Origin of the sequence: Enterococcus sp. HMSC076E04 (assembly GCF_001814285.1) — a bacterium.
Lineage (GTDB): Bacteria > Bacillota > Bacilli > Lactobacillales > Enterococcaceae > Enterococcus_B > Enterococcus_B lactis.
This window is the reverse complement of sequence record NZ_KV815587.1, coordinates 169,963-191,016: the sequence shown is the minus strand read 5'-3', so window position 1 is coordinate 191,016 and position 21,054 is coordinate 169,963. Positions and strand designations below refer to the sequence as shown.

Annotated in this window: 24 protein-coding genes and 2 tRNA genes; 25 read left to right on the top strand and 1 reads right to left on the bottom strand. The window is 39.2% G+C overall.

The window, feature by feature from the left end; all coding sequences use genetic code 11:
• The first annotated feature begins 4 nt into the window (after positions 1-4).
• The 9 genes from HMPREF2961_RS06130 (at position 5) to HMPREF2961_RS06090 (ending at position 4,039) form a co-directional block, all read left to right on the top strand.
• A complete protein-coding gene (locus HMPREF2961_RS06130; RefSeq protein ID WP_002292789.1) occupies positions 5-181 on the top strand; it encodes a DNA-directed RNA polymerase subunit beta in 177 nt (58 codons plus the stop codon).
• Between the two features lie 131 nt (positions 182-312).
• Positions 313-609: a membrane protein insertion efficiency factor YidD gene (gene yidD, locus HMPREF2961_RS06125; RefSeq protein WP_002308581.1), complete on the top strand. Its 297-nt coding sequence runs from the start codon at positions 313-315 to the stop codon at positions 607-609.
• A 179-nt stretch (positions 610-788) separates the two neighbouring features.
• The gene (locus HMPREF2961_RS06120) at positions 789-1,259 is read left to right on the top strand and encodes a GNAT family N-acetyltransferase (RefSeq protein ID WP_002342836.1); all 471 of its coding nucleotides are present in this window, start codon (positions 789-791) and stop codon (positions 1,257-1,259) included.
• An 81-nt stretch (positions 1,260-1,340) separates the two neighbouring features.
• Positions 1,341-2,225, top strand: a complete 885-nt coding sequence (locus HMPREF2961_RS06115) for an ROK family protein (protein WP_002308583.1) — start codon at positions 1,341-1,343, stop codon at positions 2,223-2,225.
• Positions 2,226-2,335: 110 nt separating this feature from the next.
• Positions 2,336-2,572 (top strand): DUF2969 domain-containing protein, encoded by a 237-nt coding sequence (locus HMPREF2961_RS06110; RefSeq protein ID WP_174128746.1) that lies wholly within the window; start codon positions 2,336-2,338, stop codon positions 2,570-2,572.
• An 87-nt stretch (positions 2,573-2,659) separates the two neighbouring features.
• Positions 2,660-2,740, top strand: a tRNA-Tyr gene (locus HMPREF2961_RS06105).
• A 6-nt stretch (positions 2,741-2,746) separates the two neighbouring features.
• Positions 2,747-2,818: transfer RNA gene (locus HMPREF2961_RS06100), tRNA-Gln, on the top strand.
• Between the two features lie 123 nt (positions 2,819-2,941).
• Positions 2,942-3,112, top strand: coding sequence for a hypothetical protein (locus HMPREF2961_RS15380; protein WP_002292784.1), 171 nt, complete (start codon positions 2,942-2,944; stop codon positions 3,110-3,112).
• Between the two features lie 219 nt (positions 3,113-3,331).
• A complete protein-coding gene (locus tag HMPREF2961_RS06090; RefSeq protein ID WP_002292782.1) occupies positions 3,332-4,039 on the top strand; it encodes a GntR family transcriptional regulator in 708 nt (235 codons plus the stop codon).
• A gap of 57 nt (positions 4,040-4,096) precedes the next feature.
• On the opposite strand, the gene HMPREF2961_RS06085 is transcribed toward HMPREF2961_RS06090, so the two are convergent.
• A complete protein-coding gene (locus tag HMPREF2961_RS06085; protein WP_002308585.1) occupies positions 4,097-4,741 on the bottom strand; it encodes a YigZ family protein in 645 nt (214 codons plus the stop codon).
• A 126-nt stretch (positions 4,742-4,867) separates the two neighbouring features.
• Between HMPREF2961_RS06085 and HMPREF2961_RS06080 the strand changes: the two genes are divergently transcribed.
• From HMPREF2961_RS06080 to phoU, 16 genes are all read left to right on the top strand, one after another.
• The gene (locus tag HMPREF2961_RS06080) at positions 4,868-5,155 is read left to right on the top strand and encodes a DUF7662 domain-containing protein (RefSeq protein ID WP_002292779.1); all 288 of its coding nucleotides are present in this window, start codon (positions 4,868-4,870) and stop codon (positions 5,153-5,155) included.
• A gap of 107 nt (positions 5,156-5,262) precedes the next feature.
• Positions 5,263-5,583 carry a PTS sugar transporter subunit IIB gene (locus HMPREF2961_RS06075; RefSeq protein WP_002292778.1) on the top strand — a complete coding sequence of 107 codons (321 nt, stop codon included), beginning with the start codon at positions 5,263-5,265 and terminating at the stop codon, positions 5,581-5,583.
• 80 nt (positions 5,584-5,663) lie between these two features.
• Positions 5,664-6,977 (top strand): DEAD/DEAH box helicase family protein, encoded by a 1,314-nt coding sequence (locus tag HMPREF2961_RS06070; protein ID WP_070704324.1) that lies wholly within the window; start codon positions 5,664-5,666, stop codon positions 6,975-6,977.
• Positions 6,974-7,693, top strand: coding sequence for a ComF family protein (locus HMPREF2961_RS06065; RefSeq protein ID WP_002313494.1), 720 nt, complete (start codon positions 6,974-6,976; stop codon positions 7,691-7,693). Before HMPREF2961_RS06070 ends, HMPREF2961_RS06065 begins: the two co-directional genes overlap by 4 nt.
• A gap of 127 nt (positions 7,694-7,820) precedes the next feature.
• On the top strand, positions 7,821-8,372 hold the full coding sequence (gene hpf, locus HMPREF2961_RS06060) for a ribosome hibernation-promoting factor, HPF/YfiA family (protein WP_002292771.1): 552 nt from the start codon (positions 7,821-7,823) through the stop codon (positions 8,370-8,372).
• Positions 8,373-8,593: 221 nt separating this feature from the next.
• Positions 8,594-11,128, top strand: coding sequence for a preprotein translocase subunit SecA (gene secA, locus HMPREF2961_RS06055; RefSeq protein WP_002308589.1), 2,535 nt, complete (start codon positions 8,594-8,596; stop codon positions 11,126-11,128).
• Between the two features lie 126 nt (positions 11,129-11,254).
• A protein-coding gene (gene prfB, locus HMPREF2961_RS06050) for a peptide chain release factor 2 (protein WP_176747395.1) occupies positions 11,255-12,356 on the top strand; the annotation gives its coding sequence in 2 pieces (ribosomal slippage) (positions 11,255-11,326 and positions 11,328-12,356; 1,101 coding nt in all).
• A 104-nt stretch (positions 12,357-12,460) separates the two neighbouring features.
• Positions 12,461-13,147, top strand: a complete 687-nt coding sequence (gene ftsE / locus HMPREF2961_RS06045) for a cell division ATP-binding protein FtsE (RefSeq protein WP_002292768.1) — start codon at positions 12,461-12,463, stop codon at positions 13,145-13,147.
• Positions 13,140-14,024, top strand: coding sequence for a permease-like cell division protein FtsX (ftsX, locus tag HMPREF2961_RS06040; protein WP_280515002.1), 885 nt, complete (start codon positions 13,140-13,142; stop codon positions 14,022-14,024). The genes ftsE and ftsX overlap by 8 nt, the downstream gene beginning before the upstream one ends.
• A gap of 151 nt (positions 14,025-14,175) precedes the next feature.
• Positions 14,176-15,624 carry a cardiolipin synthase gene (gene cls / locus HMPREF2961_RS06035; RefSeq protein WP_070704318.1) on the top strand — a complete coding sequence of 483 codons (1,449 nt, stop codon included), beginning with the start codon at positions 14,176-14,178 and terminating at the stop codon, positions 15,622-15,624.
• Positions 15,625-15,960: 336 nt separating this feature from the next.
• Entirely contained in the window at positions 15,961-16,818 is an 858-nt protein-coding gene (locus tag HMPREF2961_RS06030; protein WP_002314679.1) for a phosphate ABC transporter substrate-binding protein PstS, read from the top strand.
• 114 nt (positions 16,819-16,932) lie between these two features.
• On the top strand, positions 16,933-17,853 hold the full coding sequence (gene pstC / locus HMPREF2961_RS06025; RefSeq protein WP_002292761.1) for a phosphate ABC transporter permease subunit PstC: 921 nt from the start codon (positions 16,933-16,935) through the stop codon (positions 17,851-17,853).
• A complete protein-coding gene (gene pstA / locus HMPREF2961_RS06020) occupies positions 17,853-18,737 on the top strand; it encodes a phosphate ABC transporter permease PstA (protein ID WP_002292759.1) in 885 nt (294 codons plus the stop codon). The genes pstC and pstA overlap by 1 nt, the downstream gene beginning before the upstream one ends.
• A 14-nt stretch (positions 18,738-18,751) precedes the next feature.
• Positions 18,752-19,558, top strand: a complete 807-nt coding sequence (gene pstB, locus HMPREF2961_RS06015) for a phosphate ABC transporter ATP-binding protein PstB (RefSeq protein ID WP_002292758.1) — start codon at positions 18,752-18,754, stop codon at positions 19,556-19,558.
• Between the two features lie 15 nt (positions 19,559-19,573).
• Positions 19,574-20,332: a phosphate ABC transporter ATP-binding protein PstB gene (gene pstB / locus HMPREF2961_RS06010; protein ID WP_070704315.1), complete on the top strand. Its 759-nt coding sequence runs from the start codon at positions 19,574-19,576 to the stop codon at positions 20,330-20,332.
• Between the two features lie 12 nt (positions 20,333-20,344).
• Positions 20,345-21,022, top strand: a complete 678-nt coding sequence (gene phoU, locus HMPREF2961_RS06005) for a phosphate signaling complex protein PhoU (protein WP_002289490.1) — start codon at positions 20,345-20,347, stop codon at positions 21,020-21,022.
• The last annotated feature ends 32 nt before the right edge of the window (positions 21,023-21,054 follow it).

The window sequence follows — 21,054 nt, the reverse complement described above, 5'->3', positions numbered from 1 at the left end:
CTGAATGAGTAACCAACGATATATCTTATTAACTCTGATAAAGATTTTAGTGGTGATCTTATTACTTATCCTTCTTTTTGTAGCCGGAACGATGATTGGATATGGCGTCATCGGTGGTGGCAATCCATTTAAAGTATTTCAACCAAGCTTGTGGATTCATATTCGAGACTTTTTTCATTGATAATTAATTACGGTGGTTCTAGTCGATAGGAAATGAGCTATGAAGCAGCATAGGATAAAAGAAAACAGAAGGGAACGGTGACTTTAGTCGCGATCCCTTTTTTTAGTAAAAGAAAAGAAGGAATCTAGTTGATGAAGAAGATATTGATTTATTTAGTTAGAGGATATCAGCGCTTTATTTCGCCTGCATTTCCTCCTAGTTGCCGCTATTATCCAACCTGTTCTAATTATATGATAAAAGCAATTCAAACTCATGGTGCGCTAAAAGGGACGGTAATGGGAACGGCTCGGATCTTACGCTGTCATCCCTTTGTCAAAGGCGGTATTGACTATGTACCTTTGACCTTTCAATTAACGAGAAATAAGAAAGATAAAAAAGAACCAGATTATGAAAAGGTTGTGAAAAATACGGGTAGCACTGAACAATAAAGAAATAATTTGGAAAATAGCTTCCCATATTTTGCAAAATTGTGAGTTATTGTCGAAGTGCTGGATTTTGAACACCGTCAAAAAAGATTGTGAAAAATACGGGGAGTACTGGGCAATAAAGAAAAGAGAGAGTGACTATCAAAGCAACGACTTCATGACTACATATATGGAGGTCAAAAATGATCGAAGAACTCAATAAGATAGATTTACCATGGTCCTTGTTATTAGATGCAGATCCTGATAAAGAAAAAGTTCAGGTATATGTTTCAAAGGGGAACGGCTGGATATGGAAAGAAAAAGAAAAAACAATAGGTATACTGATCTATATAGTAAGGGAAAAAGAATTCGAAATCGTTAACGTAGCTGTAGAACCTTCGCATCAAGGAAAAGGGATTGGTGGGAAACTCCTTGAGACAGCTTTTCAGGAGCTTTCACAGCTCGCTTCCAGTCAAACTCAGATCATCATACGAACCGGCAGTACTAGCAGTGCTGCGTTACATCTCTATCAAAAAATGGGCTATGTGGAGGTTGGTCGAGTCAAAGACTATTTTATCCATCATTATTCTAAACCGATTTTTGAGAACGGAGAACAATTGCGAGATCAAGTGATTTTAGCAATTCACTTACACAAAACCAGCTTTAACGAATAGACTTGTGATCCGAGAAAATGCTTTCAAATACTAAACATATACATTACAATAGCTTTAGCAAGCAAAAAGGAGAATATGTTTATGGGGATATTAGTTTTTGATTTTGGCGGGTCGGCTGTCAAATATGGTTGTTGGGATAGTAAAGATGTCAAAGGCAAGGGCCAATTTGCAACGCCCGAATCTTGGGAAGAAATGAAAGCGCAATTATTACAAGTCTATAAAGACATGTGTCTTTCTTTTGAGATTGAAGGAATTGGGATCAGCTCACCTGGAGTAGTGAATAATGAGAAACAGGTAATTGAGGGAATCAGTGCGATCCCTTATATTCATGGCTTTAATATTTTTAGAGATTTGGAAACTTTGTTTCAACTTCCGGTAACGATTGAAAATGACGCCAACTGTGCCGGAATGGCTGAGTTTTATGAAGGAGCTGCTCGTGATTATCAAGATGTTGCTTTTGTCGTGGTAGGAACTGGGATTGGTGGGGCGATGTTCACGAAAGGCCAAATCAATAAAGGTGCACATCTTTATGGTGGAGAGTTCGGTTTGATGTTCTTAGAGGGCGATCAGACATTTAGTAAACTTGGTACAGCCGTACAGATGGCTTGGCGGTATTGTGAACGCAAAGGAGTCGATAAGAATACTTATACCGGAAAAGACGTCTTTGAATTAGCAGAAACTGGGGATGAAATAGCAAAAGAAGAAGTTGAGAGCTTTTATACGTACCTTGCAAAAGGTTTATTCAGTATCCAATTTTCATTCGATCCGGAAGTTATCGTATTAGGCGGTGGCGTTTCTGCAAAGGATGGGCTCATCGATGAGATCCAAAGTAGAATGAAGAAGTTGACAGATCAATTCGACCTGCATGATTTCGAGCCACAGATCCTATTGTGTGAATACAGAAACGATGCTAATCTTGTAGGCGCAGCGGCCAACTATATCGCTATAGGTCAAGGGGAGAATTAAAAGCTTTAGAGAAGTCACTTCTTGCATAAAAGAAGATGAAATGGACAAGAGATTTTTGCCTAAGGAATGTTTTATTGGCTGCAATATGATAAAATGTCTGAGAGGTGAAAATGATGTCAAAAAGAAATAAAGATATTGAAGTACGTATCGAAGAAGTAAAAAAAGATATCAAAGGTAAGAATTATGAAGTCACTCAGTTATTTATAGGAAAAAAAATGATTGGTGAAATTTTAGCCTATGGACCAAAAGAATATGAAATTTTCTTTGGTGAAGAAGATTTTGGAAAAGAAAAAAGTCTTGAAAACGCGATAGAAACAGTGATTCGTCACTGGAATCTGCACGAATAAAAAAATATCAAAAAAACTTTCAATAAAGGGTTGCAAAAATCTGGAAAATTAGGTATTATAACTAAGTCAGGTTGATACAAACCTTTCGGAGGAGTAGCGAAGTGGCTAAACGCGACGGACTGTAAATCCGTTCCTTAGGGTTCAGTGGTTCGAATCCACTCTCCTCCATTTCATTGGGGTATAGCCAAGCGGTAAGGCAAGGGACTTTGACTCCCTCATGCGTTGGTTCGAATCCAGCTACCCCAGTATAGCACAACCGTAGGCTCTCGTAAGTTCGAGAGCTCTTTTTTTGCTTTGCTACCTTGTTCCTTGAAGATTCTGTCAAATTAAGATAGAGTTAAGTTAACAAAAAAAATTGGAGGGGTCAAAATGAAGTGGAAAGAAAAAGTAGACGAAGCAGCTGAAAAGTTATATGACTTGGTCAAATCAGAAAAATACGATATCGAAGTGAACATTCCTAAAAAAGGTGAAAAAGCAGTCCATGTAAAATCAAAACGCCCAACGAATCATACCAAAAAATGGATGGCTAAAAACCGCTAATAATAACAAAAGATCCATAAATCGGCATTTTCAGCGATTATAGGGTCTTTTGTTATTTTCTCAATAGGACATATCTAGAAAATGAATTCTATTAATAGGAATGGGAAGAAGGATTTGTACCTACATCATCTGTTTATGGATAGAATCCTTTATCTTTTTCAGTTGTGAATCAGGTATATACCAGTTATAATAGAAGAAACGAAAGGACGGGTGTACGTTATGTCGAATCAATTACCTGTATATATACAGATTCATGACCAATTAAAAAATGAAATCGAACAAGGTATATGGAAAGTCGGAGACCGTCTTCCTTCAGAAAGAGAATTAGCAGTGAAATTCAATGTCAGCCGTATGACGTTGAGACAAGCAATTCAAAACTTGGCAGATGAAGGAATCTTAGAAAGAAAGATCGGTTCGGGTACATATGTTGCGCGAGAAAAAGTACAAGAAAAGATGTCTGGCGCGACAAGTTTTACAGAAATCATGGAATCGCAAAATAGAGTACCTTCTAGTCGAACAATCTCTTACTTTTTGACTTCGCCAAGCTCAAGTGAAATGGAAAAACTAAACTTGAGTAAAGATGACACGATCTTGCGAATGGAGCGTATTCGTTTTGCAGATGATGTCCCTATTTGTTTTGAAGTAGCCAGTGTTCCGCAAAAGCTGATCGATGGCTACAGCAAAGCAGAGATTACTGAATCGCTGTATCGCACATTAGAAGAAAAAGGCGGGAAAAAAATCGGTCCAGCGAATCAAACGATTACTGCTGTATTGGCTTCTGAGAAAATCGCAGACTATTTAGAGGTGAAACGAGGAGATGCCGTTCTTCGTTTGCGTCAGATTTCCTATTTTGAAGATGGTACGCCATTTGAGTATGTGCGTACGCAATATGTAGGAAATCGTTTTGAGTTTTATTTGGAAAAATAAAAAACAGGTGATCCCTGATTCCTTATTCGAAAAAAAGAGAATCAGAATCACCTGTTTTTATCTATGATCAGTTATCAGTTGCTCGTGATAAGAAACAGGACCTTCTTCAAATTGGACTTGTCCGTTCAGCAGCTCAATGATGGATTCTTTAAAGCTGTCAGCATTTTTTTCATCCACTGCACAGATGACGATGACTTGATCAGTGTATTGGATTTCTTTTATGAAAAAATGCTGTAGTTCAAGATAATTTTGTAATTTTCCTAGTTGCGGATACGTGATCACTACGGAGATCTCCTGTTGCAAGGTACCTTCTACGATTCCAATGTCGGACAATGCTTGAGAGACCGCATGAGTGTATGCACGTATCAATCCGCCCGTGCCGAGTTTCGTTCCTCCAAAATATCGAGTGACTACTGCAGCTACATTGATCAGTTGATTTTTTTTGAGGACTTCCAACATCGGTACGCCCGCCGTTCCACTTGGTTCGCCATCATCGCTGCTACGTTGGATCTCATTTTTTTCGCCAATGACGAAGGCGCTGCAGTTATGGTTTGCTTTCCAATGTTCTTTTTTGATTTCTTGGATGAAGTTTTTCGCTTCTTCTTCTGATTCTATTCGTTTAAGAGAACAGATAAAGCGTGATTTCTTGATTTCAATCTCACTTTGTCCATTTTCTTTGATTGTACGATAACGTTCGATCATCTTGTCACCTCTTTTTTTCGGTTGCTTTATTCAGTATAAAGAAAGTTCTAGGTTGTTTCAACACTATAACGGTTGCGCAATTACTGTAGTATGCGATAATAAAGACAAAGGCAGGTGGATCCGGGGATGAAGGAACGAATGAAAAAGTATGATGCAATTACGCATTATTTGAAGAACAACGGCGGCTCCCAAGTAACATTAACCTTTACCCAATTTGATGAACTGTTGTTTCCCAGTAACGGACTTCCCAAAACAGCCAGGGAAAGCACAGATTGGTGGGCAAATGACTATAGACATCCAGAAAAGGGTGCCTACGGCTGGTTAAATGCAGGCTATGAAGTAGTGGTCATCAATTTGGATAAAGAATATGTCGTATTCAATAAATTAGTGAAATCTAGCTGGCTATTTGATTAAATAAACCGTGTTTAGAAAACGTTGACAAATTTCTTTCTTTTTATATAATAGAGTAACAAACGCTAAGAAAACGTTTGCGTAGTCTGTTTTAAAAAGGAGAGAAAAGTATGGCTAAAAAAACAATCATGCTTGTATGTTCGGCTGGTATGAGCACAAGTTTGCTAGTAACAAAAATGCAAAAAGCTGCGGAAGCAAAAGGAATCGATTCTGATATTTTCGCTGTGTCAGCTTCTGATGCAGATAATAATCTTGCAAATAAAGATGTAGATGTACTGTTATTAGGACCTCAAGTTCGCTTTATGAAAGCTGATTTTGAAAAACGTCTGGAACCAAAAGGCATTCCTTTAGACGTCATCAATATGGCTGATTATGGAATGATGAATGGCGAAAAAGTATTAGACCAAGCAATTACATTGATTGGTGAATAAATAGATTATATAGAACTATCAAACAAGCAATCAAAAAAAAGATTGCTTGTTTTTTCGTATATTTTTTTAGGGCGAATGATATGAATCATTTTTGGGGCAGAAGGCTTCTTACGAGAGAGATTGAAGCAATGGATTGTGAGGAGGGAAACTTACCAAATTATGAGAAGATCGCAGCAGTAGAACGTTTAGGTAACAGGATTCTTTGTCATCGTTGTGGAGTGAAAACGCCTTTCTTTGAGGGACAGCTTGCAGACTATGGCTATTTTTGCATACATTGCCTGTCTTTAGGGCGATGCGACAGTCAACAAGAGTTATATTTATTTGATCAGCCAAAAGCAGAATCTCGAGAAGTCGTCTTTTCTTGGACAGGACAGCTTACTGAAAAACAAACGGAAATCGCAGATAGGATACTTTATCATTCAGAAAAAAGACACCATCTTATTTGGGCAGTAACAGGTGCAGGAAAAACAGAAATGCTTTATCCGATTTTAGTGAAAACGTTAAAAGCTGGAGGAAGAGTAGCCATTTGTACACCGCGAATCGACGTTTGTAATGAATTGTTTTTACGTTATCGTCCTGTTTTTCCAGAAGAAACAATCATGTTACTCCATGGGAATACAACAACAGCTTATACCTTTAGTTCTTTTGTTATCTGTACGATTCATCAACTATATCGTTTTTATCGATCCTTTGACTTATTAGTAATTGATGAGATTGATGCTTTTCCTTATAGCGGGGATGCTGGGCTAGCTCACGCTGTGCAAACAGCAATCAAATCAGACGGTCGATTCATCTACTTAAGCGCCACGCCTGATGAAAAGTTACTAAAGGAAATCAAGCAGACATTTGAGATCCACAAACTTGCCTTGCGCTTTCATCGGCGCTTGCTTCCTGAACCCGTACTTGTTTTCATGAATAATTGGCGACAAAAATGTGGGAACAAAAAGAAAATCAACTCTTTGGTGCGGATCATTCAGCAACTAATCAAAGAAAACCATATCCTTTTATTTTGTCCAAGTATTACGATGATGCATCGTTTAAAAGTCACACTGCAAGAAGCTTTTCCAGAATATGAGATAACAGATGTTTCTTCACAAGACGATCAACGGGCAAAGAAAGTTCAGAAAATGCGAGAAGCAACATACGAGATACTGTTAACCACGATGATCCTAGAACGAGGAGTCACATTTGAAAGAATCTCTGTCATCGTTTTAGGAGCAGATCATCCAGTTTTTACTAAATCCTCTTTGGTGCAAATCGCAGGAAGAGCCGATCGTAAAGGTCCTTATACGAACAGTCGAGTCTATTTTTTCTATGAAGAAAAAACTTCAGCTATTCGAAAAGCCTGTCAGGAAATCAAAGAAATGAACGAAGAAGGGAAGAAGATGCTGTGAGATGTAGTTGCTGCAGTAAAGACATCATCCAAAATTTAACATTCAGCGAGATCATCGGTGTGTCGAAATATAGACTTCCTCAGACCTGTTCAGTTTGCCGCGCACAATTCCATTTATTGGAAGCAAAAGGTTGTGCAGGTTGTCAAAAACCAATCCATTTGACATACGAGGAGACGAAAAAGAAAGCAAAGACTAGTTTCGTTTTCTGCAACGACTGTCAAGAATGGAAGAAGAAATATCCTGCATATGATTTTCAACACCGCGCCTTTTTTACGTACGATGAAAAAATGCAGGCTTGGATCAATCGGTACAAGTTTATGGGAGACATCCGATTAGCAGGGACTTTTGCATATAAATGGACTCAGATAAAAAAAGATTACCCGGCATATATTTATTGTCCAATACCTTTATCTGAAAAAAGGTGGCTAGAAAGAGGATTCAATCAAGTAAGCGAGATGTTGAAAGCAGCAAAAATTCCTTTTCAGATGCTGCTCAAAAGAGAGCAACATCTGCTTGCTCAAGCAAAAAACACGCGAAAGGAAAGATTGGAGATGCCTCAGCCTTTTGAGCTTGCTGTACCTCTTTCTAAGATACAACATAAAAAAATATTGATTATTGACGATGTCTATACAACAGGTCAGACACTTTTTCATGCAGCAGATTGCTTGCAGACCGCACAGCCAAAAATCATCCGAACCATTTCTTTGGCAAGATGAATCAGATGTGGAAATTTGATAGCGATTTAATTTGCAAATAACTTAGAGTTCGATATAATAGAATTAAGAAGAGGGAAAGAGTGGTCCTTCTCCTTCTTGATTGTGGTAGACGAAAGGGGTAATTTTTATGTTTAGATATAATGTACGCGGCGAAAATATCGAAGTAACTGAAGCGATTCGCGACTACGTTGAGAAAAAAGTAGGCAAACTAGAACGCTATTTCAGTGACGCACCCGATGCTACGGCGCATGTGAACTTAAAAGTTTATACAGAAAAAACAGCAAAAGTGGAAGTAACGATCCCATTACCTTATCTTGTATTACGTGCCGAAGAAACTTCTCCAGATCTATACGCAAGTATCGATTTGGTTGTTGACAAATTGGAACGCCAAATCCGCAAATTCAAAACAAAAATCAATCGTAAATCCCGTGAAACGGGCATGAATACTGCAGATGCTGCTGTTTTATTCAATGGAGAGGAAGAAAACGAAAACGATTCTGAATTAGATATCGTACGTACAAAACGCCTTTCATTGAAACCAATGGACAGTGAAGAAGCAGTCTTACAAATGAACATGCTGGGACATAACTTCTTTATTTTTGAAGATGCAGAAACAAATGGTACAAGTATCGTTTACCGCCGAAAAGATGGAAAATACGGATTGATCGAAACAGACTGATCATCCATACTTAAATAACATCAAAAACTTGCAGCAGCTGTCAATAGCTGCCGCAAGTTTTTTTGAGTTCGTCTCTTTTTTAGTTAAAATATGAATAAATTATGAAGTTCTTACTTTAATACGATTAAGATATTTCAATTATCTATAACTAATGATAAAATAAAAAGTAGAGTCTACATAGTCTGGATAATACACAGAAGGAAAAGGAGATTACACAACGCATGGCCAATTTGATTCGTTCACTTATCGAAAATGATAAGAAAGAACTAAAACGTTTAGATAGCATTGCAAAAAAAGTTGAATCATACGCTGACCAAATGGCAGCATTAACTGATGAACAATTACAAGCAAAAACTGCTGAATTCAAGAGCAGATACCAAAAAGGAGAAACATTAGATCAATTACTTCCGGAAGCTTTTGCAGTCGTTCGGGAAGCAGCAAAACGTGTATTGGGGTTATATCCATACCACGTACAATTAATGGGTGGGATCGTGCTTCACGATGGGAATATCCCTGAAATGCGTACTGGTGAAGGTAAAACCTTGACTGCAACGATGCCGGTGTATCTGAATGCGTTGACTGGCGAAGGGGTCCACGTAGTTACCGTCAATGAATATTTAGCAACCCGTGACTCGACGGAAATGGGCGAGCTTTATAATTTCTTAGGATTGACAGTTGGGTTGAATATCAACTCAAAATCTTCGGATGAAAAACGCGAGGCTTATAATTGCGATATCACTTATAGCACGAATAATGAATTAGGATTTGACTATTTGAGAGACAACATGGTCGTTTACCGTCATCAAATGGTACAACGTCCGCTGAATTATGCCATTGTCGATGAAGTTGACTCGATCTTGATTGATGAAGCGAGAACGCCGCTGATCATTTCAGGGCAAGCAGAAAAATCAACAGCTTTATATACAAGAGCAGACAACTTCGTGAAACGTTTGAAAGAAGAAGAAGATTATAAAATCGATATACAATCAAAAACAATCAGTTTAACTGAAGCAGGGATCGAAAAAGCTGAAGAAACATTCGGTTTGGACAACTTATATGACATTGAAAATACTGCATTGACCCATCACTTGGATCAAGCATTGAGAGCCAACTACATCATGCTTTTAGACATCGATTATGTTGTTCAAGATGGAAAAGTATTGATTGTTGACCAATTTACGGGTCGGATCATGGATGGACGCCGTTATTCAGATGGTCTTCATCAAGCTATCGAAGCTAAAGAAGGCGTAGAGATCGAAGACGAAACGAAAACGATGGCGACGATCACTTTCCAGAACTATTTCCGTATGTACAAGAAACTTGCGGGGATGACTGGTACAGCTAAGACAGAAGAAGAAGAGTTCAGAGAGATTTATAATATTCAAGTATACCAGATTCCGACAAACCGTCCGGTCATCCGTGACGATCGACCAGATTTGCTTTACCCAACATTACAAAGCAAGTTCCATGCTGTCGTACAAGATATCAAAGATCGCTACCGCAAAGGACAGCCTGTCTTAGTCGGAACTGTTGCAGTTGAAACATCTGAGTTATTATCAGATATGCTGAATCAAGAACGTATTCCTCATGAAGTACTGAATGCGAAAAATCACTTTAAAGAAGCAGAAATCATCATGAATGCGGGTCAAAAAGGTGCAGTGACGATTGCTACCAACATGGCTGGTCGGGGAACAGATATCAAGCTAGGGCTTGGCGTAAGAGAACTTGGTGGCCTAGCAGTTATCGGGACAGAACGACATGAATCTCGTCGTATCGATAACCAGCTTCGAGGACGTGCAGGACGTCAAGGAGACCCTGGTATGTCACAATTCTACTTGTCTTTAGAAGATGATTTGATGAAACGATTCGGTTCAGAACGAATCAAAGCTTTCTTAGATCGAATGAAGATCGGTGACGAAGATGCTGTGATCCAAAGCAAGATGCTGACGAAACAAGTAGAAGCTGCACAAAAACGCGTAGAAGGAAACAACTACGACACACGTAAGAACGTCTTGCAATACGATGACGTGATGCGTGAGCAACGTGAAGTAATCTATAAACAGCGTCAAGAAGTGATCATGGAAGAAAAAAGCTTATCTAAACCACTGATGAATATGGTCAAACGGACAATCAGTCGTGTGGTAGATGCGCATACGCAATTAGAAAAAGAAAATTGGAATTTGGAAAGTATCGTCGATTTTGCTGGCAGCACGCTTGTCCATGAAGACAGTATTTCCCTTACAGATATCGAAGGAAAAACCTCTCAAGAAATCAAAGAATATCTAAACGAACGAGCACAAGAAGTATTCAATACCAAAGCAGCTCAATTGAACGGACCAGAGCAACTGCTTGAATTTGAAAAAGTCGTGATCTTACGTGTCGTGGACTCTAAATGGACAGATCATATTGATGCAATGGACCAATTACGTCAGTCAATCGGCTTGCGTGCCTATGGTCAAAACAATCCATTAGTCGAATACCAAACAGAAGGTTATAAGATGTTCGAAGATATGGTAGGTGCCATTGAATATGAAGTCACTCGTATCTTCATGAAAGCTGAGATCCGTCAAAACGTACAACGTGAGCAAGTTTCTCAAGGAACAGCTTCTCACTCAGAAGATGGAGATGCCAAAGAAAACAGTAATACTAGCGCGAAAAAACAACCAATCCATGTGAACAAGGTTGGTAGAAATGATCCTTGTCCTTGTGGAAGCGGGAAAAAATATAAGAACTGTCACGGAAAAGATGCAAACTAATTTCTGACAGCAGGATTGGTGAGACAAATTCTTTTTTAAAGAATTTGTCTCACCTTCTTTCTGTTATTTGACGATTCTGTTAGACTAGATATAATAAAAAAAGTATAGTGAAAGAAGGAAAAAAACATGGAAATATCCGAAATTCGAAATCTCCTGACAGAAATGCAGGAAAAGGTCACAAGCTTCAGGAGGTCTCTTTGACTTAGACCAGCTGGAAGAAGACATTGCGGAAGCAGAAGCAAAAATGGCTGAACCTGGTTTTTGGGATGATAGCGAAGCTGCTCAAAAAGTGATCAGTGAAAACAATGCAAATAAAGAAACTTATGATCAATTCCATTCTCTTGCTGAAGAACTGGAAGAAATCGAATTGATGGTGGAGATGTTGCAGGAAGAACCTGATGCAGCAATGCAAGAAGAAGCAGAAACACGTATCAATGCGCTAGATGAAAAAATGAAGACGTATGAATTATCTATGTTGTTAGATGGTCCTTATGATCGAAACAACGCCATCGTCGAATTGCATCCAGGGGCTGGCGGAACGGAGTCCCAAGACTGGGGCAGCATGCTTTTACGCATGTATACACGCTGGGCAGAGCAGCATGGGTATCAAGTAGAGACACTAGATTATCAAGCAGGCGATGAAGCAGGAATCAAGAGTGTGACCCTACTGATCAAAGGACACAACGCATTTGGCTATCTGAAATCAGAAAAAGGTGTTCATCGCCTTGTACGTATCTCGCCTTTTGACTCAGCAAAACGTCGTCATACTTCTTTTTGTTCGGTAGATGTGATGCCAGAGCTTGATGAAACGATCGATATAGAAATCAATCCAGATGATTTGAAGATCGACACATATCGGGCAAGTGGTGCAGGTGGTCAGCACATCAATAAGACAGAATCCGCTGTACGAATCACTCACTTGCCTACAGGAACAGTAGTAGCGAGTCAGGCACAACGTTCACAATTGAAAAACCGGGAACAAGCGATGGGGATGCTGAAAGCTAAGCTTTACCAATTAGAAGTGGAAAAGAAAGAACAAGAAGCAGCTGCACTGAGAGGAGAACAAAAAGAAATCGGCTGGGGATCACAGGTCCGTTCTTATGTTTTCCATCCATATTCTATGGTAAAAGACCATCGGACAAACGTAGAGACAGGAAATGTCCAAGCTGTTATGGACGGAGATCTTGATTTATTTATTGACGGCTATTTGAAAATGCATCTGCAATAAGAGCCCTTTGTTAAATTGAAATAAAATTGTAAGATTTTGCAAGCAAGTTGAAACATTGCCATGCTATAATAGCTAAAGACTGAAAAAGATATGGAGAGAACGCCATGATTGAAATGAAGGATGTAATGAAGAAGTACTCAAACGGTACCACTGCTATCCGCAATCTCTCGATTGTCATCGAACAAGGAGAGTTTGTGTATGTTGTTGGTCCGTCTGGAGCTGGTAAATCTACATTCATCAAATTGATGTATCGAGAAGAAAAAGCTTCAAAAGGAACTTTGAACGTCGCAGGTCATGATCTAATAGCCATCAAAAACCGCGAAGTTCCTTATCTACGCAGAGAAATCGGCGTGGTATTCCAAGACTATAAATTATTACCAAGAAAAACAGTATATGAAAATGTTGCGTACGCCATGCAAGTTATCGGCAGAAAACCTCGGGATATCAAAAAACGAGTAATGGAAGTGCTGGATCTTGTTGGTTTGAAACACAAAGTCCGAGTCTTTCCTAGCGAATTATCTGGTGGGGAACAACAACGTGTTTCTATTGCCCGAGCAATCGTAAATACACCTAAAGTACTTATCGCGGATGAACCGACAGGGAATCTAGATCCGGAAAACTCATGGGAAATCATGAAACTATTAGATCGGATCAATGCACAAGGAACAACTGTCGTGATGGCTACACATAACAGTACGATCGTAAATACGATTCGACACCGAGTAATTGCTATCGAAAACGGCCGCATTATTCGAGACCAAGCGGAAGGGGAATATGGATACGATGATTAGAACCTTTTTCCGCCATTTATTAGAAAGTATCAAGAGTTTGAAACGTAACGGCTGGATGACAGTAGCTTCGGTCAGTGCGGTAACGATCACGTTGACTTTAGTTGGTGTGTTCATGGCGGTCATCATGAACGCAACCAAACTAGCACAAGATATAGAAGGAAACGTGGATGTATCTGTGTTCGTAGACATTGGTACAAAAGACGAAGAGATGAAAAAACTAGAAAAAGAATTAAATGACTTAGATCATGTCAAAAAAGTCGAATTTTCAAGCAAAGAACAGGAATTGAAGAAAATCCAAAAAGAAATGGGTGATTCTTGGAAATTGTTTGAAGGGGATAATAACCCGTTATATGATGTATACGTAGTAAGTGCTACCGATCCTTCTTATACAAAACAAGTATCAGAAAAAGCGGCAGATTTGAAGAATGTTTCCCGTTCTGATTACGGTGGGCCTTCCTCAGATCGGATTTTCCAAATTGCTGGTGCAGTTCGAACATGGGGATTAGTTGCGGCGGCATTGCTGTTGTTTGTAGCAATGTTTCTCATTTCTAACACGATTCGGATCACGATTTTATCTAGACAGCGTGAAATTCAAATCATGCGTTTAGTAGGAGCAAAAAATGGATATATCCGCTGGCCATTTTTCCTTGAAGGTGGTTGGATCGGCTTAATCGGTGCCATTCTTCCGATACTGATCATTACATTTGGTTACGCATGGTTTTACCAATTGATCAATCCGTCATTATTACGATCTCATTATTCATTGATCCATCCAGAAAATATCGTTTGGAAAATCAATCTTTTGATGGTCGGTATTGGTGTGATCATTGGTTCACTCGGCTCGATCATCTCTATGAGACGTTTCTTGAAATTCTAGTGTCACAAGATAAATATAATCAGAAAGTTGGACGATTTCGTTCCAGCTTTCTTTTTTTATCAGCTAGGTGGAGTAAATGGGGCGGCTTTTTTCTCTTTACTTTAAAAAACAACTTGGGTATTCTTAAGTTGGTAGAAAAAGAGGTGAAGCCGTGAAGATTATCGTTGACAATTTTTTTACGATCCTTTTGATTATGAATATTTTGCTTTCCTTTATTATCGTTTTTCGAGAAAGAAAGGAAACTGCGCAAACATGGGCATGGCTGCTCGTTTTGATGTTCATTCCAGTTGTAGGATTTATTTTATATATTTTTTTAGGAAGAGGGATTTCCAAAGAGAAAATCTTTGATTTGAAGATCCAAGGGAAAATCGGTAAGAATCTAGAAATCGAAGAAGATAAACAAGCATTGATGCGAGGACTTTATCCTCATCCGCCTACTGGACAAGTAGATGTGAAACAATTGATCTATATGCTTACTGTATTTGAAAGTACGCTTTATACGACTAAAAATGAAATCACTTTATTTACAGATGGTCGTGAAAAATTCGATGCGCTGATCGAGGATATCAAACAGGCAGAAGACCATATCCATTTCCAATATTATATTTACCGCAGTGATACATTAGGTGAAGAAGTTCGAGAGGCATTGACAGAGGCAGCAAGACGCGGAGTAAAAGTCAGAGTCCTTCTTGATGCATGGGGTTCCACACAAGTTTCTTCTAGTTTTTTTCAGAATTTGAAAAAAGCAGGTGGAGAAGTCGCATTTTTCTTTCCTCTATTCGTTCCGTATATCAATCCTCGAATCAATTATCGCAATCATCGTAAAATCGTAGTGATTGATGGGAAAATCGGATATACAGGTGGGTTCAATGTTGGAAACGAATATCTAGGATTGGTAAAGAAATTTGGTTATTGGCGAGACAATCATCTGCGTATCTATGGAGAAGCGGTTTACACCTTGCAAAACCGTTTTTTGATGGACTGGAATTCTCAGCATACAAAAGAAGTAGGATATTCACCGGAATTTTTCCCGACCATTCATTCTACAGGTGATATGGCTGTTCAAATCGTGACAAGCGGACCAGATACCGAACATGAGCAAATCAAATATGTCATTTTGAAAATGATTTCGTTAGCCAAACGGGAGATATTGATCCAAACGCCGTATTACATACCGGATGGATCGATTCATGAGGCATTGAAGTTGGCTCTTCTCTCAGGCGTAAAAGTCCATATCCAAATACCTAACAAACCAGATCATCTTCTCGTTTACTGGGCAACGTATTCTTTCGCTGCAGAGCTGATCGAGTATGGGGCAAGAATCGAAACATATGAAAATGGATTTATCCATGCAAAGACGATGATTATCGATGGCGGCATCGTTTCCGTTGGTTCAGCTAATATCGACGTTCGCTCATTTAGATTGGATTTTGAAGTCAATACACTGATCTATGATGAACGAATGGCTTCTCGCGTAAGAAAAGCATTCTTTGAAGATTCAAAGATTTCGACGCATCTCACAAAAGAAGTGTATGAAAACCGAGGGATGATGATCAAGATGAAAGAAGGATTAGCAAGACTGATTTCGCCGCTCCTTTAAAATACAAAAAGGACAGGAGAGCCATCAATAGATGGAAATCTCGTGTCCTTTTTTCTCGGGGCCATTTCTGAGAGTACGTCAGAAATGGAGAAAGCGTCTCGCATGAGCGAAATTAACTTTGGGGTATCTCTTGTTTTTTGGGGAAAGCAAGAAATAAGCTAATATATGCTATTAAAAGAGACACATTTCAAAGCCAGTATAGCATAGAAACTTTTAATGAGATAGCTTTTTTTGCAATTATGAGAATTTATTTTGTTATTTAATGGTTTTGATTCGTTTTCATCAAGTAATGAAAATGATAGAATAGACATACTTTAGGATTAAAGGAGATTTCTAATGAAAAAACTAAAATTATTCTTACCAATAATAGGATTAGCTATTCTTTTATCAGGCTGTTCAAAGTGGATTGATCGAGGAGAATCCATTACTGCAGTTGGCTCTTCTGCCTTACAGCCTTTAGTAGAAACGGTTGCTGAAACCTACCAGACAGAAAATCCTGGAAAATTCATCAATGTACAAGGGGGCGGAAGCGGAACTGGTTTGTCTCAAGTACAGTCAGGAGCAGTCGATATCGGAAATTCTGATTTGTTCGCGGAAGAAAAATCAGGGATTGATGCTTCGGCATTAGTCGATCATCGAGTAGCAGTTGTTGGAATCACTCCTATTGTGAACAAGGATATTGGCGTAAAAGATATCAGTATGGAGAACCTGAAAAAATTATTTACGGGCGAGATCAAAAACTGGAGTGAAGTCGGTGGGAAAGATCAGCCAGTAGTTATATTGAACCGTGCATCAGGAAGCGGGACCCGTAGTACGTTTGAAAAATGGGTATTGGACGGAGAAACAGCTGTTCAGGCACAGGAACAAGATTCAAGCGGAATGGTGCGCCAAATCGTTGCAGACACACCCGGAGCAATCAGCTATGTTGCTTTTTCTTACGTTTCCGATGATGTGGATACGTTGAACGTTAACGGTGTGGAACCAACAGATGAAAATGTGACAACGAACAAATGGACGATTTGGGCATATGAGCATATGTACACAAGAGACCATCCAAAAAAACTGACAAAAGAATTTTTAGACTATATCTTATCTGATGAAGTACAAGATAATATTGTCGGAGAGCTAGGCTATATCCCTGTTTCACATATGAAAGTTGAACGTGATTGGCAAGGAAACATTGTTAAACAGTAATCTTTACACAAAATTTACAAACTTATCTAAACTTTTACATGTTATTAAAACCAAATTGATGTTCAATTTGTACACTGAGTGAGTATGTTAAACCTGATTAAGGGGGAGTCATCTGTGGAAGATGTGAAAAAAGTATTATTAACAAAATCAAAACGTTCAAAAATGGAACAGCGCGGAAAATTTATTAGTTTTTTATGTATCGCGCTGATCGTGTTGGTTGTATTATCTATTTTTTATTTTGTCGCTAGTAAAGGTTTGGCCACCTTTTTTACTGATAAGATCAATGTATTTGATTTTCTGTTTGGTACAGATTGGAATCCGAGCCAAATCGGAGCAAATGGGAAACCAATGGTAGGGGCATTGCCTATGATCACAGGTTCATTTATTGTGACTTTTTTATCAGCTATCGTTGCCACACCATTTGCTATCGGAGCAGCAGTATTCATGACGGAGATTTCTCCTAAAAACGGAACGAAGATCTTGCAACCGGTCATCGAACTACTTGTAGGTATTCCATCTGTCGTTTACGGATTTATCGGTCTATCTGTTATCGTTCCTTTTGTTAGAAGTATCTTTGGCGGGACAGGGTTCGGTATCTTAGCTGGTACATTTGTGTTATTCGTTATGATCTTACCGACTGTCACAACGATGACTGTGGATGCATTAAAGGCAGTGCCACGGCACTATCGGGAAGCTTCATTAGCGCTAGGTGCCACAAGATGGCAAACAATCTACAAAGTGGTGCTGCGAGCAGCAGTGCCCGGGATTTTAACAGCAGTCGTTTTTGGTATGGCTCGTGCGTTTGGCGAAGCCTTAGCTATCCAAATGGTTATTGGTAATGCGGCATTAATGCCAACAGGACTTACTACTCCTGCTTCTACATTGACGTCCATCTTGACAATGGGAATCGGAAATACAATCATGGGAACAGTTGAAAATAATGTGTTATGGTCATTAGCGCTGATCTTGCTATTGATGTCATTATTCTTTAATATCGTGATCCGTATGATTGGGAAGAAAGGAGAGCTGAAATAATGAACGCAAAACGCTCAGATAAAATTGCTACAGGTGTTCTATATGTGGTTTCAGGGATCATCGTATTGATCTTAGCAGCTTTATTACTTTATATCTTAGTTCGAGGAATACCGCACATTTCATGGTCTTTCTTGACTGAACCTTCCAAAGCCTACCAAGAAGGCGGTGGTATCGGGATTCAACTGTTTAACTCGATTTATTTGCTTTTGATTACCATGATCATCAGTTTTCCTATTTCTTTAGGTGCGGGTATCTATCTTTCAGAATATGCCGGAAAAAACTGGCTGACAGACGTGATCCGTACGTCTATCGAGATCTTGAGTTCTTTGCCTTCTGTTGTTGTCGGTTTATTCGGTTTCTTGGTTTTCGTTATTCAATTCCAGTATGGTTTCTCAATCATTTCTGGTGCATTGGCTTTGACCGTATTCAACCTGCCTCTTTTGACTCGAACGGTCGAGGAATCTTTACAAGCGGTCCATTACACACAACGAGAAGCTGGATTGGCGTTAGGTTTGTCACGCTGGGAAACAGTGATAAAAGTGGTTGTTCCAGAAGCAACACCAGGAATTTTGACTGGTGTGATCCTAAGTTCAGGAAGAATTTTTGGTGAAGCTGCCGCATTGATTTATACAGCTGGTCAAAGCGCGCCAGCATTAGATTTTACGAACTGGAATCCATTAAGTGTTTCTAGTCCGATTAGCATTTTCCGCCAAGCTGAAACACTGGCTGTCCATATTTGGAAGATCAACACAGAAGGTACGATGCCTGATGGTGTTTCTGTTTCGGCTGGTGCTTCTGCCGTGTTGATCATTGCTGTTTTACTGTTCAACTTCGGCGCTCGTGCGATTGGCAAACGATTATACCGAAAAATGACTTCAGCCTAAGGAGAAGAAGTAAGATGAAAAAATATAATTGGAATGAAACAAATGTCATTACCATGCCAAAAGAGAAGGAAGTAGCATTATATACGAATGATCTGCATGTTTGGTATGGCGACAATGAAGCAATCAAGGGAGTGGATCTAGAGTTCGAAAAAAATAAGATCACTGCATTGATTGGCCCCTCTGGCTGCGGAAAATCCACGTATCTTCGTTCTTTGAATCGTATGAATGATGGGATCGCTAATACGAAAATCACTGGAAAGATCATGTATAAAGACGTGGATATCAATGCGCCTCAAGTGGATGTTTATGAAATGCGCAAACGGATAGGCATGGTGTTCCAACGCCCCAACCCTTTTAGCAAATCGATTTATGACAATATAACTTTTGCTTTGAAACAACATGGTGAAAAAAACAAGAAGAAATTAGATGAAATCGTTGAAACAAGCTTGAAACAAGCAGCTTTGTGGGATCAAGTAAAAGATAGCTTGGATAAAAGTGCTTTGGCTTTATCTGGCGGACAACAGCAACGTTTGTGTATCGCTCGTGCAATTGCGATGAAACCCGATATCTTGCTGTTAGACGAGCCGGCAAGTGCCTTGGATCCTATTTCGACAGGAACGGTTGAAGAAACACTTGTAAACTTGAAAGAAGACTACACGATCATCATCGTGACGCATAATATGCAACAAGCAGCTCGTATCAGCGACTACACTGCCTTTTTCTATCTAGGAAAAGTAATGGAATATGACAAAACAAACAAGATATTTACCAGACCAAAAATTCAGGCAACCGAAGATTATGTGTCCGGTCATTTTGGTTAAGACGGAGGCCTCAACATGACAAAAGAAATTATCTCATCCAAAGATCTTCATCTGTATTATGGAAAGAAAGAAGCACTAAAGGGAATCGATCTAAGTTTCAATCAAGGTGAAATCACAGCGATGATCGGTCCTTCTGGTTGCGGGAAATCTACCTATCTACGTTCGTTGAATCGAATGAACGATCTGATTCCAAATGTAACGATCACCGGAAGTGTTTTATATAAAGACAAAGACATCTATGGTCCGAAAACAGATGTTGTTGAACTAAGAAAAGAAATCGGCATGGTGTTCCAGCAGCCAAATCCATTTCCTTTTTCTATTTATGAAAATGTCATCTATGGATTGAAGTTAAAAGGAGAAAAAGATAAAAAAGTCCTTGATCAAGTAGTGGAAGAAAGTCTGAAGGCAGCGTCTGTTTGGGAGGATGTGAAGGATAAACTGCATAAAAGTGCCTTGTCTTTATCCGGTGGGCAGCAGCAGCGTGTATGTATCGCACGTGTTTTGGCAGTGAATCCCGAAATCATCTTATTGGATGAACCAACTAGTGCACTTGACCCTGTTTCTACTGGGAAAATCGAAAGTATGCTGTTAGAATTAAGAGAGCGGTATACGATGATCATCGTGACCCACAATATGTCTCAAGCTTCACGTATTTCAGATAAGACGGCATTCTTTTTAGATGGTCACTTGATCGAATACAACAATACGAAGAAGATATTCATGAATCCAGAAAAACAAGAGACAGAAGATTATATTTCAGGTCGATTTGGATAAGGAGGAAACGGAATGCTACGTACACAATTTGAAGAAGAATTGCTGAATCTCCATAATCAGTTCTACGAAATGGGGATGATGGTGAGCAGCGCTGTGCACAAGTCAGTTCGTGCATACATCAAACACGATAAAATCTTAGCTCAAGAAGTTATCGAAAACGATATAAATATCAATAATATGGAAACGCGTTTGGAGAAAAAAAGTTTTGAAATGATTGCATTGCAACAGCCAGTTACAACTGACTTGCGTATGATTATCACGGTCATGAAAGCTAGCTCTGATTTAGAACGTATGGCCGATCATGCGGTGTCCGTTGCTAAATCTACAATCCGCGTAAAAGGACAGACGAGAATACCGGAAATCGAAAAAGAGATCTCCGATATGTCCGATTACGTGAAAAAAATGGTGGACAACGTCCTAGTTGCATATGTCAAAACAGACGAAAAAGACGCGCGTACGATCGCCAATATGGATCAAAGAGTCAATGACTATTTCAATCGAATCTATAATGCAACCATCAAAAACATGCAAGAAAATCCTGAAACAGTCATCAGTGGAACAGACTATTTGAATGTTGCCAGTTATCTAGAACGAATCGGAGACTATGTGACAAACATCTGTGAATGGATCGTCTACTTGGCTACAGGGAAAATCACTGAGTTAAATACGAACCACAATGAGATTTTCTAAACTGAAGTTGTGATTCTGCTGTTTATTTAGGA

Bases quoted from the DNA above. Each gene is read 5' to 3' on its own strand.
- HMPREF2961_RS06030 (WP_002314679.1), top strand. From the start codon at position 15,961: ATGAAAAAACTAAAATTATTCTTACCAATAATAGGATTAGCTATTCTT.
- ftsX (WP_280515002.1), top strand. From the start codon at position 13,140: ATGATTAGAACCTTTTTCCGCCATTTATTAGAAAGTATCAAGAGTTTG.
- HMPREF2961_RS06085 (WP_002308585.1), bottom strand. From the start codon at position 4,741: ATGATCGAACGTTATCGTACAATCAAAGAAAATGGACAAAGTGAGATT.
- pstB (WP_002292758.1), top strand. From the start codon at position 18,752: ATGAAAAAATATAATTGGAATGAAACAAATGTCATTACCATGCCAAAA.
- phoU (WP_002289490.1), top strand. From the start codon at position 20,345: ATGCTACGTACACAATTTGAAGAAGAATTGCTGAATCTCCATAATCAG.
- HMPREF2961_RS06075 (WP_002292778.1), top strand. From the start codon at position 5,263: ATGGCTAAAAAAACAATCATGCTTGTATGTTCGGCTGGTATGAGCACA.
- HMPREF2961_RS06130 (WP_002292789.1), top strand. From the start codon at position 5: ATGAGTAACCAACGATATATCTTATTAACTCTGATAAAGATTTTAGTG.
- hpf (WP_002292771.1), top strand. From the start codon at position 7,821: ATGTTTAGATATAATGTACGCGGCGAAAATATCGAAGTAACTGAAGCG.
- yidD (WP_002308581.1), top strand. From the start codon at position 313: ATGAAGAAGATATTGATTTATTTAGTTAGAGGATATCAGCGCTTTATT.
- HMPREF2961_RS15380 (WP_002292784.1), top strand. From the start codon at position 2,942: ATGAAGTGGAAAGAAAAAGTAGACGAAGCAGCTGAAAAGTTATATGAC.
- secA (WP_002308589.1), top strand. From the start codon at position 8,594: ATGGCCAATTTGATTCGTTCACTTATCGAAAATGATAAGAAAGAACTA.
- HMPREF2961_RS06090 (WP_002292782.1), top strand. From the start codon at position 3,332: ATGTCGAATCAATTACCTGTATATATACAGATTCATGACCAATTAAAA.
- HMPREF2961_RS06070 (WP_070704324.1), top strand. From the start codon at position 5,664: ATGAATCATTTTTGGGGCAGAAGGCTTCTTACGAGAGAGATTGAAGCA.
- HMPREF2961_RS06115 (WP_002308583.1), top strand. From the start codon at position 1,341: ATGGGGATATTAGTTTTTGATTTTGGCGGGTCGGCTGTCAAATATGGT.
- ftsE (WP_002292768.1), top strand. From the start codon at position 12,461: ATGATTGAAATGAAGGATGTAATGAAGAAGTACTCAAACGGTACCACT.
- HMPREF2961_RS06080 (WP_002292779.1), top strand. From the start codon at position 4,868: ATGAAGGAACGAATGAAAAAGTATGATGCAATTACGCATTATTTGAAG.
- HMPREF2961_RS06120 (WP_002342836.1), top strand. From the start codon at position 789: ATGATCGAAGAACTCAATAAGATAGATTTACCATGGTCCTTGTTATTA.
- pstA (WP_002292759.1), top strand. From the start codon at position 17,853: ATGAACGCAAAACGCTCAGATAAAATTGCTACAGGTGTTCTATATGTG.
- HMPREF2961_RS06110 (WP_174128746.1), top strand. From the start codon at position 2,336: ATGATGTCAAAAAGAAATAAAGATATTGAAGTACGTATCGAAGAAGTA.
- pstB (WP_070704315.1), top strand. From the start codon at position 19,574: ATGACAAAAGAAATTATCTCATCCAAAGATCTTCATCTGTATTATGGA.